Origin of the sequence: Terriglobus saanensis SP1PR4 (assembly GCF_000179915.2) — a bacterium.
Classification (GTDB): Bacteria; Acidobacteriota; Terriglobia; order Terriglobales; family Acidobacteriaceae; genus Terriglobus; species Terriglobus saanensis.
Window position 1 is genome coordinate 2616301 of sequence record NC_014963.1, and the last position, 16255, is coordinate 2632555.

A 16255-nucleotide genomic window follows, 5' to 3' on the forward strand; every position below is an offset into this window, starting at 1 on the left:
TCATTTTCCTCCCAGATAGGTCTTGTAGCTGCTGTCGGCGATGCCCAACGCACGCGCGAGTGAAAGCTTCGCGATGTTGTGTTGGTACAGCGCGCTAATATATTGGTCGTTTGCCTGCGAAGTCTGAGCCTGTGCCTGCGACACGGCCAGGTTGTCCGAAACGCCCGAGCGGAAGCGGTCCTGCGACTCCAGCAACGCCTCATTCGCAAGGTCGACATTGGACTTCGTCGCCTCGACGAGTTTCGCAGCGGCTTCGATATCCAGGATGGCGTCGCGCACGTCCGCATTCACCTGCTGCGCACGATCGGAAAGCCGTGATTTTGCCTGCTCCTGCGCGGCTTCGGCCACAAGAATATCGCCGCGCGTCTTGGCGATCTGCAGAATGGGCGCGGTAATCTCGCCAGTCGCCGTGTAGGTGCCGTGTGAGTGGCCCACAGTAGCACCGATATCGCCAAAATCACCAGAGAAGTGTGCCTCGGGAAGCTGCTCTGCCCACGCCGCAGTCTTCTGCGAGTTCGCCGACTTCACCTGTTCCGCCGATGCCTTCAGATCTTTACGAGCAGCCAGAGCCTGAGTGTAAGCCGTATTCGGATCCACATGATCCAGAGCTACGTAAGGAACCAGATCCGTCGTACGAAACTCCTGATCGAGCGGCAAACCAATCACGCGAGCCAAAGCCAGTTTGTCTTTCGACAGATTGTTCTGTGCGGAGATCAACTGCTGCTGCTGGTTCTGATAATCCACCTGGGCGCGAAGCACATCGAGCTTTGGACTTGTGCCCGCGTTATGCGCCGCAGTCGCCTGATCCAGAGAGACCTTGGAGCTATTCAACTCGCCCTGCACTGCCTCGATGCGCGACACATCCGCGATGCAGAGGAGATAAGCATTACCCACCGTCAGGACCACTAGACTGCGCGCATCCTCGGCGGTCAGCTTTGCTGCCTGAAAGTTGTGTTTCGAAGCAACGTAACGTTCGATCGAAGGAACGTTGACTAGCGATTGTGAAAGCGATGCGCGAAAATCGAAGACCTGGAACGGGCCAACGATGGGATTGAAACCAGGAAAATTAAGGCCATACGCCGCAAGATTGATCTGCTGCACGGTATAACTTGCGGTTCCTGTCACTGTAGGCAGAAGGGACTGGAGGCTCTGCAACCGTTGACCAGCCGCCGTTTTCTCCGCAGTGCCCTGCAGGATAAGGCCGAGATTCGTTCGCAGGCCGCGTGCCATGGCGTCATCCAGCGACAGGTCGAGGACTGTCCCGGTGGACTTCCCCTCAATGAGAGACCCGCGATAATCGCCCTGGCCAGCCTGCTGAGGCGTAGTGGACGAAGACTGCGTATTTACTGTGGAAAGAGTCTGTTGAGCAGCTGCAACGGTCGCAGGTCCGGTCGCCTCATTGGACGACGTTCCCTTCGATCCGCCCAGTTGGGCCACAGCCATGGATGTTCCCAAACATGCCAATCCAACCAGAGTCAGCCTTCGCAAGCCAATGGTTTCTACTTTTCCCTTAGTGTTCAATCGTAGTCCCGCCACCCTGTCGTTTGTTATGAGATGCAGAGATGTTGTGTCCGCGATGCAGAATATTTTCACAATCGTCTCATAGCGATGCCTCGGTCTGCATAGTGTTCGACCGTAGAATCAAAGAGATAAAAGTTCTTGTGGAGAAACCAAGTGAGTCAAGACATCAAAGTTGGAGTCGCCGGTTTTGGTCTGGCAGGCAGAGTTTTTCATGCGCCGTTCGTTTCAGCCGTGCCGGGGCTGGAGCTCTCCGTCCTCTTTCAACGTTCGGGAGATACAGCGCAGGCTGCTTATCCCTCAACCCGGATCGTCCGTTCGCTCGAAGATCTGCTCGCTAGCGACATTGGCCTCGTGGTCGTAGCCACCCCGAATGCAACCCACTTTGAATTTGCCAAAGCCGCGCTTCAGGCAGGTAAGCATGTGGTTGTGGACAAACCGGTCACTGCCACCAGCGACGAAGCTGCCGAGTTGACGGCTCTCGCTCTTTCCAAGGAACTCGTCTTCGCCCCCTTCCACAATCGCCGCTGGGATGGCGACTTCCTTACAGTGAAAAAGCTCATCGCCGAAGGCACTTTGGGCCGGGTTTCCAGTTTTGAGTCTCACTTCGACCGATTTCGTCCCGTGCAGCGCCAAGGCACATGGAAAGAACAGGCAGGAGACATGCATAGCCTGCTGATGGATCTTGGCCCTCACCTCATCGATCAGGCCCTCGCTCTCTTTGGCAAACCCGACTCCGTATGGGGCTCCTCGCGTTCGGACCGTGATGTGACGGCAATCCAGGACGCCTTCGATATCTCCCTGCGATATACCGTAGAGAGTAAGCCTCTAACGGTCTGGCTACGCTCCACCATGCTGGCTGCTGATCCTTCGCCCCGCTTGCTTGTCCACGGAACAAAAGGCAGCTTCAAGAAGCTCGGTGTAGATCCACAGGAGCCCGCGATTGTTGCGGGAGCGAAGGTTCCTCCCATGGAAGACCCGAGCTGGCTGCAGGAGGCAGAAAGCGCGTGGGGCACACTCACCCTCGCACCGAATCCAGCGGAACCGGCGAAGCTTGAGCGTACACAGGTGAAAACAGAACGTGGAGACTATCGGGGCTTCTACGCCAACGTTCGCGACGCCGTTCTGGGCGCGGCTTCTCTGGCGGTTACGGGTCAGGACGCTGTACGTGCCCTGCGCATCATCGAGATGGTGTTGGAAAGCAGCCGCACAGGGGCAAGCATCAAGCCAGAGGCGGCCACATGGTAAAGCCGGTCCAAGGTGAGATTAAGGTTGGCGTCGTCGGATATGGTCTCGCGGGACGCGTCTTCCATACGCCCTTCGTTTCGGCGGTTCCTGGGCTCGTTCTGAGCGGAATCGTCCAACGCTCCGGCGATTCGGCGGCCCGCGCCTGGCCTGACGCCACAATCTTTCGCGGCTTTGAGGACCTTCTCGCGAGCGACGTCGATCTGATCGTCATCGCAACTCCCAACGCAACCCATGCGCCCATGGCAATGCAGGCCCTTCGACGCGGCAAGCACGTCGTCGTAGACAAGCCGATGGCGGGAACATGGAGCGATGCCCTGGCCATGGAGAAGCTCGCTAAAGAGCTTGGCCTGCTCCTCGCGCCCTTCCACTGCTCGCGCTGGCACGGGGATTTCGTCACGCTGCAATCCCTGATCGAAGCACGCACCCTCGGTCGCCTGGTCACGGTCGAAGCCAAGATGGACCGCTTTCGTCCCATCCTTCGCCAGGGTACGTGGAAGGAAGAAGAGAGCGAAGAAAACGGAATTCTCCTCGACCTGGGACCACACATGGTGGATCAGATGATCGCTCTGCTTGGAAGACCCGTCTCTGTCACCGCAGACGTACGGAGAGACCGCGCGGGGTCGAAGATCGCCGACGCCTTCGATCTGGGTCTGGAGTTTGAACGCGAGGGCGCACCAGTCCACGTACGACTGCAGGCCACGCTGATCGGTGCGGCTCCGGGACCGCGTTTTGTCGCGCACGGAACCCACGGCAGCTTTGTAAAAAACGGGATCGACCAGCAGCAAAATCTCGTCGACAGCGGCGGCCGTGTTCCCAGGCTCGATGAAGCGACCGAGTGGTGGCGCGAGGAAGAACAGTTCTGGGGAGAACTCACCACCGCCGCGGATCCTGCCGTTCCCGCAGCGCTCGAAAAACGCCGCGTTCCCACGATTCCCAGCGATTATCGCGGCTATTACGCCAACATACGCGATGTGCTCCGCGGAGAAGCAGAACTGGCCGTCACACCACAAGACGGCGCTCGCACGATTCGTCTGCTGGAACTTGCCATGCAGAGCAGCGCCACACGCACAACCGTCGCCGTGAGCGACACCGATTGGGAGAAGGAATAGATGGCTTCAGTACGCAAAGAGCTGCCGAAGGGATTTCGCTGGGCGGCAGTCAAGGCAGGCATTAAAGCAAGTGGACGGCCCGATCTCGCCGTCGCGGTCGCAGATACAGCAGCTACAGCGGCCGTAATGTTTACGAAAAATCAGGTCGTCGCCGCGCCCATCATCGTAGGCAGAGAGTTCATGACCGCGACCGGTGGCCGCGTGCGCGCCGTAGTGGTCAACGCGGGCAACGCAAACTGTGCGACGGGAAAAGCCGGTCTTGATGCAGCCTACGCCACCTGCAAAAGCGCAGCCGAGATCTTCGAATGTCCGCAAAACGAAGTCTTCCCTTCTTCCACCGGCATCATCGGCGTTCCTCTGCCCGTAGAAAAGCTTCTTGCGGGCTTGCCGATTGCTGCCGCAGGTCTGGGCTCACGCCCTGCGGACGCGGAGGCTTTCGCGAAAGCCATCATGACCACCGACACGAAGCTCAAGGTCTCGCAGGGCTGCGTAGAGGACGGCGCAAACAGCGTCCATATCTTTGGCACCTGCAAGGGCGCAGGCATGATTGGCCCGCAGCTCGGTCCGCCGCACGCGACCATGCTCGTCTATCTCTTCACCGATCTAGCCATCGGCGCGGAAGATCTCCGCGGTCTGCTGGGACCTGCCGTCGAAAGCAGCTTTAACTCCATCTCGGTCGATGGCGATACCTCCACCAACGACACCGTTCTTCTTTTAGCAAGCGGAGCAAGCAGTGTGAACTGGGACGCAGCAAGCACCGCCGTCCGGTCTTCTTTCACCAAGGAATTGCAGCGGGTCTGCGATGAACTTGCACACGCCGTCATCGACGATGGCGAAGGCGCCACGCACGTCGTCACCCTCGACATCACCAGCGCCCGCTCCAACACGGAAGCCAAGACAATTGCAAAGTCCATCGCGCACTCGCCCCTCTGCAAAACAGCGTGGTCCAGCGCCGATCCTAACTGGGGTCGCCTCCTGGCCGCAGCAGGTTACAGTGGTGTTGAATTCGATTTAGAAAAAGTTCGGATCACCATTGAGGGCCTTCCTGTCTTCGAAAACGGTGTGAGAGCAGAGGCCTTTGACGAGGCCGCCACCCACGCCGTCATGCGGGAGCGGGAATACACCATTTCCATCGATATGGGACAGGGTGACGGGAGCTGTCGCTTTTTAACCTGCGATTTAACCGTGGAATATGTCCACATCAACGCGGACTACTCCACCTAAAGTGGTTTCGCTTATGACCAGTGCCGGTCGCACTTATAATAAATTTCGAGTCTGTGTGCGCCGGCGGGTGAGCTGGCAGTCTGCCGCAGATGACAGGATTGCTTCTCATGGCCACGAAGACCACCGTCCCGGTAGTAAACGACAAGCAAGCTGAGATCGCCGAGTGGATTGAAGCCTTCGACGAGATGATCGTGGCCGAAGGCCCGCAGCAGGGCGAAGACCTGATGGAAGCCCTGCGTGCCCGCGCTCGCGAAGCCGGTCTCTCCGCACAGAACGACGTCACCACGCCCTACAAAAATACCATCCCTAAGCACGATGAAGTGCCCTATCCCGGAGACCGTGACCTTGAGCGTCGCATCGAGGCCCTCCTTCGCTGGAATGCCATGGCGATGGTCCACGGCCAGAACAAGAAAGACGCCGGTATTGGCGGCCATATCTCCACCTACTCCTCTTTGGCGACCCTTCTCGAAGTTGGCTTCAACCACTTCTTCCGTGCCAAGTACGGCGAACAGCCCGGCGACTTCGTTTACTTCCAGGGCCATGCTTCTCCCGGCGTCTACGCCCGCGCCTTTCTTGAAGGCCGCCTGAGCGAACAACATCTCGCAAACTTCCGCCACGAACTCCGCGACACTCCCGGCCTCTCCTCTTATCCGCATCCATGGCTGATGCCGGACTTCTGGCGCTTTCCTACCGTCTCTATGGGAATCGGACCTCTGAACGCGATCTACCAGGCACGCTTCATGCGCTACCTTGAGAACCGCAGCATCATCGAGAGGACCGACCGCAAAGTCTGGGCCTTTGTCGGTGACGGCGAGACGGACGAAGTAGATACTCTTGGCGCAATCGGCCTTGCCACACGTGAGAAGCTCGACAACCTGATCTTCGTCGTCAACTGCAATCTGCAGCGCCTCGACGGCCCTGTCCGCGGCAACAAACGCATTATCGATGAACTCGAAGGTGTCTTCCGCGGCGCGGGATGGAACGTCATCAAGGTTATCTGGGGTTCGGACTGGGATGCTCTCTTCGAGCGCGACCACACCGGCCTTCTACTCAAGCGTATGGAAGAGTGCGTCGACGGCGACTTCCAGGCGTACAAAGCCAAGGGCGGCGCGTATCTCCGCCAGCACTTCTTCGGCAAGTACCCTGAACTGCTTACCCTGGTCGAAGACAAGACCGACGAAGAGCTCTCGCGCCTGCATCGCGGTGGCCATGACTCGTTGAAGATCTACAACGCCTACAAGCGTGCCGTAGAGCATAAGGGCGGCCCAACGGTCATCCTTGCCAAGACGGTCAAGGGCTACGGCCTCGGAACCACGGAAGCCCGCAACGCTTCGCATCAGGAGAAAAAGCTCACCGATGAGGGCGTCGTCGCCTTCGTAAAGCGCTTCGACATTCCTGTCCCCGAAGAACAGGCAAAGAACGGAAAGCCATGGAAGCCTGCGGACGATGCTCCGGAGATCCAGTACCTGCAGGCACGCCGCGCTGAACTTGGCGGCTATCTGCCTCAGCGCACGGTCAAGCCCTTCGACTTCACAGCGCCCACACTCGAATTCTTCAAGGAGTGGATGGCCGGTTCCAAGGGCCGCGAAGTCTCCACCACCATGGGCTTCGTCGCCATGCTGCGTAACCTGCTCAAGGATCCGAAGATCGGCAAGTTGATTGTCCCCATCGTTCCCGACGAGGGTCGTACCTTCGGCCTCGAATCCGTTATCAAGCAGGTCGGTATCTACGCCTCAGAAGGCCAGAAGTACATTCCGCATGACTCCGACATGCTCCTCAGCTATCGCGAGGAGAAAGATGGTCAGGTTCTCGAAGAAGGCATTACGGAAGCCGGTTCGATGGCCAGTTTCACCGCTGCTGGAACGGGATACGCGAACTACAACGTCCCTACGATTCCCTTCTACATGTACTACTCCATGTTCGGCTTCCAACGCATCGGAGACATGGTCTGGGCCTTCGCGGACTCACGCGGCAAGGGCTTCCTGATGGGCGGTACTGCCGGTCGTACCACGATGCTGGGAGAAGGCCTTCAACATCAGGACGGCCACTCGCACGTTCTCGCTTCCACAGTGCCCACCTGCCTCAGCTACGACCCGGCGTATGTCTATGAACTCGTCGTCGTCGTGCAGGACGGCCTTCGCCGCATGTACCAGGAGAACGAGCAGGTCTTCTACTACATCACCATGTACAACGAGGACTACGTCATGCCCGAGGCTCCGGCGAACCTCGACACAGCAGGCATCCTTCGCGGCATCTACAAGTTCAAGCCTGCAGCCAAAGGCGCAGGCACGGTGCAGCTCTTCGGCTCCGGTCCTATCCTCAACGAAGTCGTCAAAGCACAAGCCATTCTCTCCGAGAAGTACAACATCGAGGCCGATGTGTGGAGCGTCACCAGCTACACCGAGCTCCGTCGCAACGCGCTGGAGACGGAGCGCTGGAACCGCCTGCATCCCGCGCAGCCGGAGAAGAAGTCCACCGTCGTCGAAGCTCTTGGCAACGCGCAGGGCCCAATCATCGCCGCCAGCGATTACATGAAGGTCATGCCGGACTCGCTCGCTCCCTGGCTTGGCGGTCGTCTGGTTGCTCTCGGAACGGACGGCTTTGGACGCTCAGACAATCGCGAAAACCTGCGCCGTCACTTCGAGGTGGATGCCAACGCGATCGTCGCCGCAACGCTATCGCGCCTTGTGCGTGAAGGCAAGGTCAAGGCCAAGGTCGCAGAGAAGGCCTTTGCCGACCTCGGCATCCAGACAGAGCTTGGCGATCCAGCAAAGCGGTAATAAGGTAATTTCGGGCGCTGGCGGCACTGCCGTCAGCGCCCTTTGTTTGAAGTCTTGAGGGGTGATCTGTCGTGGCCGAAAAGGTATTCAAACCATTAATCAGCAATGAGAAGCTGTGGCACATCTATGAAGCCATGCTGCGTGTGCGCCTCTTTGAGGATCGCTTTGCTGCACACAGCCGCACACCTAAACGGAATCGCCGGGAAGAAGCGATGCTCGCGGCGCTGCTCGATGGTCTGGGAAAACGCGACGTACTGATCGCACGCAAAGAAAATCTGGGCGCTGCACTTCTGCGTGGCCAGTCGATTCCCTCCGTGCTCGGACAGGCGCTCTCCGACGACCGCAACGCAACGCGCCCGATCTTCGCTCCGGCCACCGATTCCAATATCTTTACCGGCTCCGTCGCCGAGATGGGCACCTTCGCCGCAGGCGTTGCAATGGGCCTGCAGATCCAGAAGGGAGCCAACCCTCTGCGCAGTGTGACGCTCGTTCTGCTGGGGGAGGTCAAGGACGGATTAAAGCTCGATGCGGCGCTCCGTGTTGCGGCCCAATCCAGCCTTCCTTTGATCCTCGTCTGCCGTACGAACAATGCGCAAAAGCTGACACTTACGAGCAAGGAACTCCATAGCGTTCCGCATATGCCCGTCGACGGTCAGGATGCGGTCGCCATGTGCCGCGTTGCACAGGAGGCCCTGGGCCGCACCCGTGCAGGTATTGGCAGCGTACTTGTGGAATGCCGCTTCTTCTCGCATCAACAGGACCCGATCGAAGCAATGAAGGACCGACTGCAGGCCAAGAAAATCTTCAACCAGCGTCGCCATGACCTTCTCATTGAGCGCTTTTCTGCCACACTGGAAGACAGCTTCGGCACGCTCGGTTCAAAGCGATAAAGACTGCGATAAAACGGTAGACTGGAGAGCGTCCCTTCAGGCAGTTGCAGAGTGTGGGCGTGAGGTGAGTTTTGCGGAAGTTTCTGTTGCTGGCTACGTTTCTGTTTTTATTCTCTTCCGCCTTCAGCGTAGCCGAAGAAATACGTCCTGAAGCCACTGCCGTCCCCGCTTCCGCTGTTGCAGCAGTTGATTCCCCAGGGACGCCGCAGACATCGTCGCGCCCCATCCCGCAACAGAGCGAGGTCATCGGCTCGCGCGATGCCTATGGCGAGATCACCTATGCCGATGGCAAGCTCGGCTCCACGTATATTCCCATCGATAGCTGGATCTATCCGGCCCTACTCCGTCTGCACGCGATGGGATACCTCGATACAGCCTTCATCAACATGCGTCCCTGGACGCGACGCAGCGCTCTGCACATGCTGCAGCGGAGCGAAATCGACATCAATGGCGACGGAAACGAACAGGCGATGGATATCCTTGCCACCACGCTGCGCGCTCTTCAAGGCGAGATCCCTGAGAAAGGCAAGCCGCGGGGCTACGTCTACGGTATAGAGAACGGATACGCGCGCGCCATGGTCAATGGCGGCACGGTGTTGCGCGACAGCTATCACGTCGGCCAAAGCTACATCAATGACTATGGTCGGCCCTACGGCGAAGGGTTCAACACCTACAACGGCGTTTCAACTCTGGCCGAATTCGGTCGCTTCTCCCTCCACGTGCGCGGTGAATATCAGCACGCCGCCTCCGCCGGAGGGTATACGCTCGCAGAGAATCAGGCCCTCGTTGCGCCCGATTTCTATACCTTTAACGATCAGCTCCTGACGGTTCCGGGCCTCCATGTCGGCACGCGGGATTACTTCCGCCTCATCGACGCTTCGCTTTCCTTCCATATTCTGGGGCACGAGATCTCCGGCGGTAAAACAGACAACTGGCTCAGTCCGGCACGCGGCGGCTCTATGGCCCTGTCCAACAATGCGGAGAGCATGTATGCCCTCCGTATTAATCGAGTCGAACCGCTCCATATCCCGCTGCTTTCGCGTCTGATCGGTCCGCTCCGTTATGACATCTCGGTTGGGAGCCTCAAAGGACACCAGTTTCCCAACAGCCCATGGATGCATACGGAAAAGTTCTCGTTCGCTCCCACCAGCAATTTTCAGTTCGGTTTGACCCGCAGCGTAATCTGGGGCGGAAAGGGCCATGAACCCATTACCTTTCACACCTTCCTAAAAAGCTTCTTCAGTTTCGACGACGTTACGCCTGCGCAAAAAGCCACCGCAGAAGACCCAGGCGCTCGCTACAGCTTCTTCGACTTCTCCTGGCGACTCCCTTTCTTGACCCACTGGGCGACACTCTACGCGGACACAATGGCGCATGACGATGTAACACCGCCCAGCGCGCCGCGCCGCGCCGCCTACCGCACCGGAGTCTATCTCTCGCACTTGCCGAAGCTCCCGAAGATGGACCTTCGCGTGGAAGCGGTCTCGACCGATCCAAATACCTCGCGCAGCGTGCAAGGCCGCTTCAACTACTTCGAGATTATTCAGCTTGAGGGGTATACCAATAAGGGCTTCATCATGGGCGACTGGATCGGCCGCGAGGCCAAGGGAGGTCAGCTATGGCTGACATACCATCTTTCCCCGAATGAATCGATTGAGTTCGAGTACCGAAACAAGAAGAATCCTAAGGACTTCATCCAGCTCGGCACGACTCAGAATACCTTCTCGGTCACGGCCATCAAGCGTTTCTATCGAGATTTAGAGGTGACCGCCGCAGTCTCCTATGAGCCATGGAAGGCGCCCTTCGTTGCAGACGGAGAACAGCATCTCACCACGGGAAATATTCAGGTGAAATGGTATCCCCGCCTGCACTCAGGCGCTCAGCTTCCCTAAAGTTCAATCTGCTGGAAGTATGGAATGGTCAGGCCAAGCCCCTCGCGGAGGGCGACCTTTGGCTTCCATCCAAAGAGACGTCCAGCCTTGGAGATATCGGGCTGGCGCTGCTTGGGATCGTCCTCAGGAAGAGGCGCGAAACCAATCTTCGACTTCGAACCTGTTAGCTCCTTCACAATCTCAGCAGCGGACAGGATCGTGAACTCGTCAGGATTGCCGATGTTTACTGGCGTAGCCTCTGAGGTTTCGGCCAGCGCGAGAATGCCCGCAATCAGATCGGAGACGTAGCAGAAAGATCGCGTCTGCGAACCATCTCCGTAGATGGTCAGATCTTCACCCGCCAAGGCCTGCATGATCAGGTTCGAGATCACGCGGCCATCCTTCGGATCGAGTCTCGGCCCATAGGTATTGAATATGCGCACCAGGTGGGTATTCACCTTGTAATAACGGTGATACGCCATCACCATGGCTTCGGAGAACCGCTTGGCTTCGTCGTAAACCGAACGCGGTCCAATCGGGTTGACGTTACCCCAATACTCTTCCGTCTGGGGATGCTCCTTCGGATCGCCGTAGCACTCCGAAGTCGAGGCGTGGAGATAGCCAGCCTGGTAACGGCGAGCTATCTGGAGCGTCTGCTCCGTGCCCACCGATCCCACGCGAAGTGTCTCCACTCCCAGTTTCATATATCCCGGGGGGCTCGCAGGCGATGCCATGTTGAAGACGAAATCCACCGCGCCATAGTCGAACGGCTCGCAGATATCGTGCTCTTCAAACGAAAACATCGACTCTTTCGACAGGTGGGCTATGTTCTTCAGCCTACCTGTCGAAAGATTGTCTACTGCGATAACACGAGATCCACGCTGCAGAAGAGCGTCGCATAAATGAGATCCCAGAAAACCAGCTCCGCCTGTTACAAGTACAGTCTTCCAATGCATTCTCTGCGCCCCTGAATATTCGTTCGTAAATCGTTTGAGGCTTTTAGACAGTTTGCAATTTTTGCACTGAAGCCTTTGGGGTACGCACTGGACGAGCAACAGAACGGCCTACGCTGAAGTAAGAGAATCCGTGCTTCGTCACCTTCGAGGGCTTATAGAGATTGCGGCCGTCGATCAGAATCGGGAACTGCAGAAGCAATCTCATCCGATCCAGGTCCAGGTCGGCAAACTCTTTCCAATCCGTGAGGATCAGTAGAGCGTCCGCGCCTTCCGCAGCGTCATAGGCGTCCGAAGCATAACGGAGCTTGTCCGAAGCCGGAAGAATTTCCTTCGTGCGATCGATTGCCGCTGGATCATAGGCCGTAATGCTGCAACCCTCGGCAAGAAACAGACGAATCAGATCAATCGCTGGAGACTCGCGAATGTCATCCGTGTCGCCTTTGAAGGACAGACCGAGAACAGCCAGTTTCTTCCCACGCAAAGTCCAAAGCGCAGAACGAACCTTTTCGAAAAAGCGTTTCTGCTGTCCGCGGTTGATCTTCTCCACTTCGCTGAGCAGGCCGAAGTCCAGACCGAACTGCTCGGCTACCGAACGAAACGCGGCAACGTCCTTAGGGAAGCACGATCCGCCATATCCGATGCCAGGACTCAGGAATCGATTGCCGATGCGCTCATCCAGACCCATACCCTGTGCCACCTGGACCACATCTGCTTCTGCCGCCTCACAGAGGTTTGCAACCGCATTGATGAACGAAATTTTCAGCGCCAGAAACGCATTGGAAGCATGCTTGATGATCTCGGCGCTTTTGGTCGAAGTGTGGAGAAGCGGGGGAAGGTTCTCGGCATTGAAGCGGCCTGGAAGCGCGTCCGCACGCTTGTAGTAATCGCCTTTGGTGAGGGGCGCATAGATCGCGTCTAGCAACTCGGCCGCGCGCTCATGATCGGAACCGACAACAATGCGGTCTGGGTGAAGAAAGTCGGAAATTGCCGTGCCTTCACGCAGGAACTCGGGGTTGGAGACGACGTCGAAGGTATCGTGCTCCACGCCATGACGCTCCATGGTCCGTCGGATCCACTCGTTCGTGTACACAGGAACGGTGCTCTTCTCAACCAGCACCTTGTATCCATTGATCGAACGTGCGACCTCGGAAGCAACGGCTTCGATGTACGAGAGATCCGCGTGGCCCGTATCGCTCTGCGGTGTACCTACTGCGATAAAAATTACTTCGCTGGCCTGCACCGCCGCGGCGAGATCCGTCGTGAAGCTGATCTTATGGCCGTTGTGCTTTGCGAGCAGCTCGGGGAGATGCTCTTCATGAATAATGGAGATGCCGTTGCTCAGAGCTTCTGTCTTCCGAGAGTCATTATCGATGCAGATAACTTCGTGTCCGATCTCGGCAAAACAAACCGCGGCTACGAGACCTACGTAACCGGAGCCAACCACTGCAATCTTTACGCTACGCGCCATGTATTCACTTCCTCCTCGGGACTTGCAAATGATGTCCGTCAATAGAATTGTAGCCGAGTCAAAAGCCATTGATTGCGACAATGAGCGCTAACGGCCTACATTTCCTCGTAGTATACTTCCGCTCGCCTACGCAAAATAAAATCGCGTTTACATGGAATAAAACACTTGCAGCGGCCTCTGCAAAGATCAGTGCACTCACGGCAATACAGCAGTCATCCCGAGCGATAAGCAGAAGAAAAAATAGATATCGGACAGGCCGCGTGGTGACAAAGGTTTTTTCTTCACGGCCGTATCGCTCACGCTTTGCGTTTGTATCTTCCTCTCGCTCGTCCCAGAACGTGTCGACAAAACGCTGCGTACAGTCACAGAAATTATGTGCACCACTACACTAAGTTGCTTTGGAATAATTCCGAAGATACAACTGGGTTGGCCTAATACTCATCTCAGGCCCTCGCAAGGTACGCCCTCAGTTCTCTGGCACTTCCCCACTTCGCTCCATGCCGTTATCAAAAATCATCCAGATCATCAGCGCAACCTTCCTCCGCAGGCGAGACCACAATCGCATGCAACTTGGTTTCCGCCTTGCGGAGAACAAGTCTTCTCCTTTGTTCCGATGCTCTCATTATGGTCTTTGTGCTCACCACAATCCCGACGCGCAGCAGTAAAGATCACTCCTAAGTAACGCTCCGCAGCACTTCTCTGAAAGGGCATGCGCTTGCGCGGGATATCCTATCCCAACGACTGCCATAACGTGTCGGCTTCACCGCCAGGCTGTCACCCGAACTTGGGACCTTGCAGAGGAGATTGCGGTTTGCTTACACAGAAGACTTCCAGAACCACCGGGCCAGGGACCGAAGAATGAGGATTCTCCACATCATCGCCACGCTGGATCCTGCAGCGGGTGGCCCTGTGCAATCCGTTCGCACCCTGATGAGCTATACCTCGATCGGCTATATCGGAGAAGTCGTCACGTTCGATCGTCCTGATTCCCCCTTTCTCAAAGATCTGAAGTTCCCGGTGCATCCTCTTGGCGCGGAGGGAGCGACGTATGGCTATACCCCGAAGCTCATTCCCTGGCTCAAAGCCAACCAGCGGCGCTTTGATGGAATCGTTGTCAATGGTCTGTGGCAGTTCTGTGGCTTGGGTGCCAGGCTCTCTGCCAAAGGCATAAAGCCTTATCTCGTTTTCAGTCACGGCATGCTCGACCCATACTTCAAAAAGACCTTCCCACTCAAGCATTTCAAGAAGGCCATTTACTGGTACCTCGCGGAATATTGGGTACTTAAGGGCGCATACCGCGTCCTGTTTACCACCGCTCAGGAGGAGAAGCTGGCCCGGCAGAGCTTTGCGCTCAACGACTGGACTTCGCAGGTGGTTCCCTATGGTTCAGGCGGACCTCCCTGCACAGCGGAAGAATGCCTCCCCAGCTTCTTTGAACAAATGCCTGCCATGCAGGGCAAACGCTTCCTGGTCTATCTCGGTCGCATTCATCGAAAGAAGGGTGTCGATCTTCTCGTCGAAGCCTTTGCGCGGAAGGCGCATCTCGATCCCGCTCTGGAACTTGTGATCGGCGGCCCCGATCAGCAGGGATGGGCGACAGATCTACAAAAGATAGCTGAAACAGCGGGTGTCTCCGATCGTATCCATTGGCCCGGCATGCTGGAGGGCCGCTCTAAATGGGGCGCACTTTATGCAGCTGAAGCCTTCATTCTTCCCTCACATCAGGAAAACTTCGGCATAGCCGTTGCCGAGGCCCTCTCCTGCAGTCTTCCAGTTCTGGTCTCAGATCAGGTCAACATCGCGCCCGAAGTCGTCTCAGATGGCATCGGCTTGATGGAGCCGGACACGCTCGAAGGCACCGAAGACCTCATTGAGCGTTGGATCAAGGTCTCTCCGGAAGAGCGTAAGGGGATGCGGACACGCGCCCTGCAGTCCTTTCATACACGGTACGATTCGCAGGAAACTGCCAAGACCGTCATAGCCCTTTTTGAACAAGCGCAGCAACGCTAGACCAAGACTCCACCGAAGGGACAGATTGATGGCGAAGACCCCGCAATATCATGCAGCAAACCATATCGACACGGCCTCTGATGCTGACCCTTACCTCAGTCCGGCGTTCACACTGCAGAATCGCATCGGTCGTGTCCTGTGGGCCGCGTGCTGGCTTCTGCTTTATCGGCCTTCTCCCCGGCCTCTGCACGCATGGCGCAGCCTTCTGCTTCGGATCTTTGGAGCCACCATGGGTCCGAACTGCCACTTCTATCCCGGTTCGCGCGTCTGGGCGCCCTGGAATCTCATCTGCGCCGATCAGGTGACCGCTGCCAACGGCGCTGAGATCTACAACCCCGTCCCCATGCACTTCGGGTCACACGCCATCCTCTCTCAGGATGCGTACCTTTGCGGTGCGACGCACGACTATGATGATCCCGCCTTCCCGCTGATCGCCTTCTCCATGACCGTCGGAGCCTACGCCTGGATCTGCGCGCGTGCCTCCGTAGGCCCCGGTGTCCAGGTAGGAGAAGGTGCCGTACTTGGGTTGGGAGCCGTCGCCACGCGCAGCTTAGATCCCTGGACCATATATGGCGGTTCGCCCGCCGCGCGGATCAAGCAGCGCGTTCAGACTCATCCCAGCGAAACCTCCAGCAACATCGCCGACGCACCGGAGGCGTAAGTACTTCTTCACACTGTGGAAAGACCACCAAAATCTTCGTGCTTACGGCACGAAGATTCGCGCCGGAGCTAAAGAGCTTCCGGCGCGATTCAGATTTCCTAAAAAGCTATTAGCTGCGAAGTTTGGCGAGCAAATCGGTCGGATGTACCGGCTTGGCCAGGATCTCGAACTCGTGGCCCTGCGCGCGCGCCTTCTCCAGAAGGTCAGCGGTTGCGGCCTGTCCGGAAAACAGAAGGATCTTGCACTTCGGGAGACGGTTGCGAATCTCGATCGCCGCTTCAATCCCTGTCATACCCGTCATGATGACGTCGGAGATGAGCATATTTGGCTGAAATGATTCAACCGTTTCAATGGCGCTTTCGCCTGAGTACACGGCCCGCGCGTCAAAACCGGCCTGGTTCAAAATGATCGCGAGTGTATTCGCAATTACCTGTTCGTCATCGGCGACCAGGACTCGCGGTTTGGAGGAATTCGTTTCGATATCTGACATATTTCTTTGACCCACTCCAACTATATATGA

General features: G+C 57.3%; 12 protein-coding genes. 8 read left to right on the forward strand and 4 right to left on the reverse strand.

Going from position 1 to position 16255, the window contains the following annotated elements; translation table 11 throughout:
• Positions 1-1443 carry a TolC family protein gene (locus ACIPR4_RS10800; protein ID WP_013568703.1) on the reverse strand — a complete coding sequence of 481 codons (1443 nt, stop codon included), beginning with the start codon at positions 1441-1443 and terminating at the stop codon, positions 1-3.
• 231 nt (positions 1444-1674) lie between these two features.
• Here ACIPR4_RS10800 and ACIPR4_RS10805 point away from each other — a divergent pair, with 231 nt between their 5' ends.
• The 6 genes from ACIPR4_RS10805 to ACIPR4_RS10830 all read left to right on the forward strand — a co-directional run bounded on the left by ACIPR4_RS10805 (position 1675) and on the right by ACIPR4_RS10830 (position 10661).
• Positions 1675-2766 (forward strand): Gfo/Idh/MocA family oxidoreductase, encoded by a 1092-nt coding sequence (locus ACIPR4_RS10805; protein ID WP_013568704.1) that lies wholly within the window; start codon positions 1675-1677, stop codon positions 2764-2766.
• Positions 2760-3875 carry a Gfo/Idh/MocA family oxidoreductase gene (locus ACIPR4_RS10810; protein ID WP_013568705.1) on the forward strand — a complete coding sequence of 372 codons (1116 nt, stop codon included), beginning with the start codon at positions 2760-2762 and terminating at the stop codon, positions 3873-3875. The genes ACIPR4_RS10805 and ACIPR4_RS10810 overlap by 7 nt, the downstream gene beginning before the upstream one ends.
• Entirely contained in the window at positions 3876-5099 is a 1224-nt protein-coding gene (argJ, locus tag ACIPR4_RS10815; protein WP_013568706.1) for a bifunctional glutamate N-acetyltransferase/amino-acid acetyltransferase ArgJ, read from the forward strand.
• A gap of 107 nt (positions 5100-5206) precedes the next feature.
• Entirely contained in the window at positions 5207-7879 is a 2673-nt protein-coding gene (aceE, locus tag ACIPR4_RS10820) for a pyruvate dehydrogenase (acetyl-transferring), homodimeric type (protein ID WP_013568707.1), read from the forward strand.
• Positions 7880-7950: 71 nt separating this feature from the next.
• Entirely contained in the window at positions 7951-8769 is an 819-nt protein-coding gene (locus tag ACIPR4_RS10825) for a thiamine pyrophosphate-dependent enzyme (protein ID WP_013568708.1), read from the forward strand.
• A gap of 71 nt (positions 8770-8840) precedes the next feature.
• Positions 8841-10661, forward strand: coding sequence for a capsule assembly Wzi family protein (locus ACIPR4_RS10830; RefSeq protein WP_013568709.1), 1821 nt, complete (start codon positions 8841-8843; stop codon positions 10659-10661).
• Here ACIPR4_RS10830 and ACIPR4_RS10835 read toward each other — a convergent pair.
• Complete coding sequence (locus tag ACIPR4_RS10835) at positions 10658-11596, reverse strand: UDP-glucuronic acid decarboxylase family protein (protein WP_013568710.1); 939 nt, start codon at positions 11594-11596, stop codon at positions 10658-10660. The genes ACIPR4_RS10830 and ACIPR4_RS10835 overlap by 4 nt on opposite strands.
• A gap of 43 nt (positions 11597-11639) precedes the next feature.
• Positions 11640-13064, reverse strand: coding sequence for a UDP-glucose dehydrogenase family protein (locus ACIPR4_RS10840; RefSeq protein ID WP_013568711.1), 1425 nt, complete (start codon positions 13062-13064; stop codon positions 11640-11642).
• Positions 13065-13922: 858 nt separating this feature from the next.
• Between ACIPR4_RS10840 and ACIPR4_RS10845 the strand changes: the two genes are divergently transcribed.
• Together ACIPR4_RS10845 and ACIPR4_RS10850 are read left to right on the forward strand one after the other, a co-directional pair.
• A complete protein-coding gene (locus ACIPR4_RS10845) occupies positions 13923-15074 on the forward strand; it encodes a glycosyltransferase (protein ID WP_013568712.1) in 1152 nt (383 codons plus the stop codon).
• 28 nt (positions 15075-15102) lie between these two features.
• Positions 15103-15735, forward strand: a complete 633-nt coding sequence (locus tag ACIPR4_RS10850; protein WP_013568713.1) for an LbetaH domain-containing protein — start codon at positions 15103-15105, stop codon at positions 15733-15735.
• A gap of 109 nt (positions 15736-15844) precedes the next feature.
• Here the strand turns inward: ACIPR4_RS10850 and ACIPR4_RS10855 are convergent, their stop codons facing one another.
• A complete protein-coding gene (locus ACIPR4_RS10855) occupies positions 15845-16225 on the reverse strand; it encodes a response regulator (RefSeq protein ID WP_013568714.1) in 381 nt (126 codons plus the stop codon).
• Positions 16226-16255 lie beyond the last annotated feature (30 nt).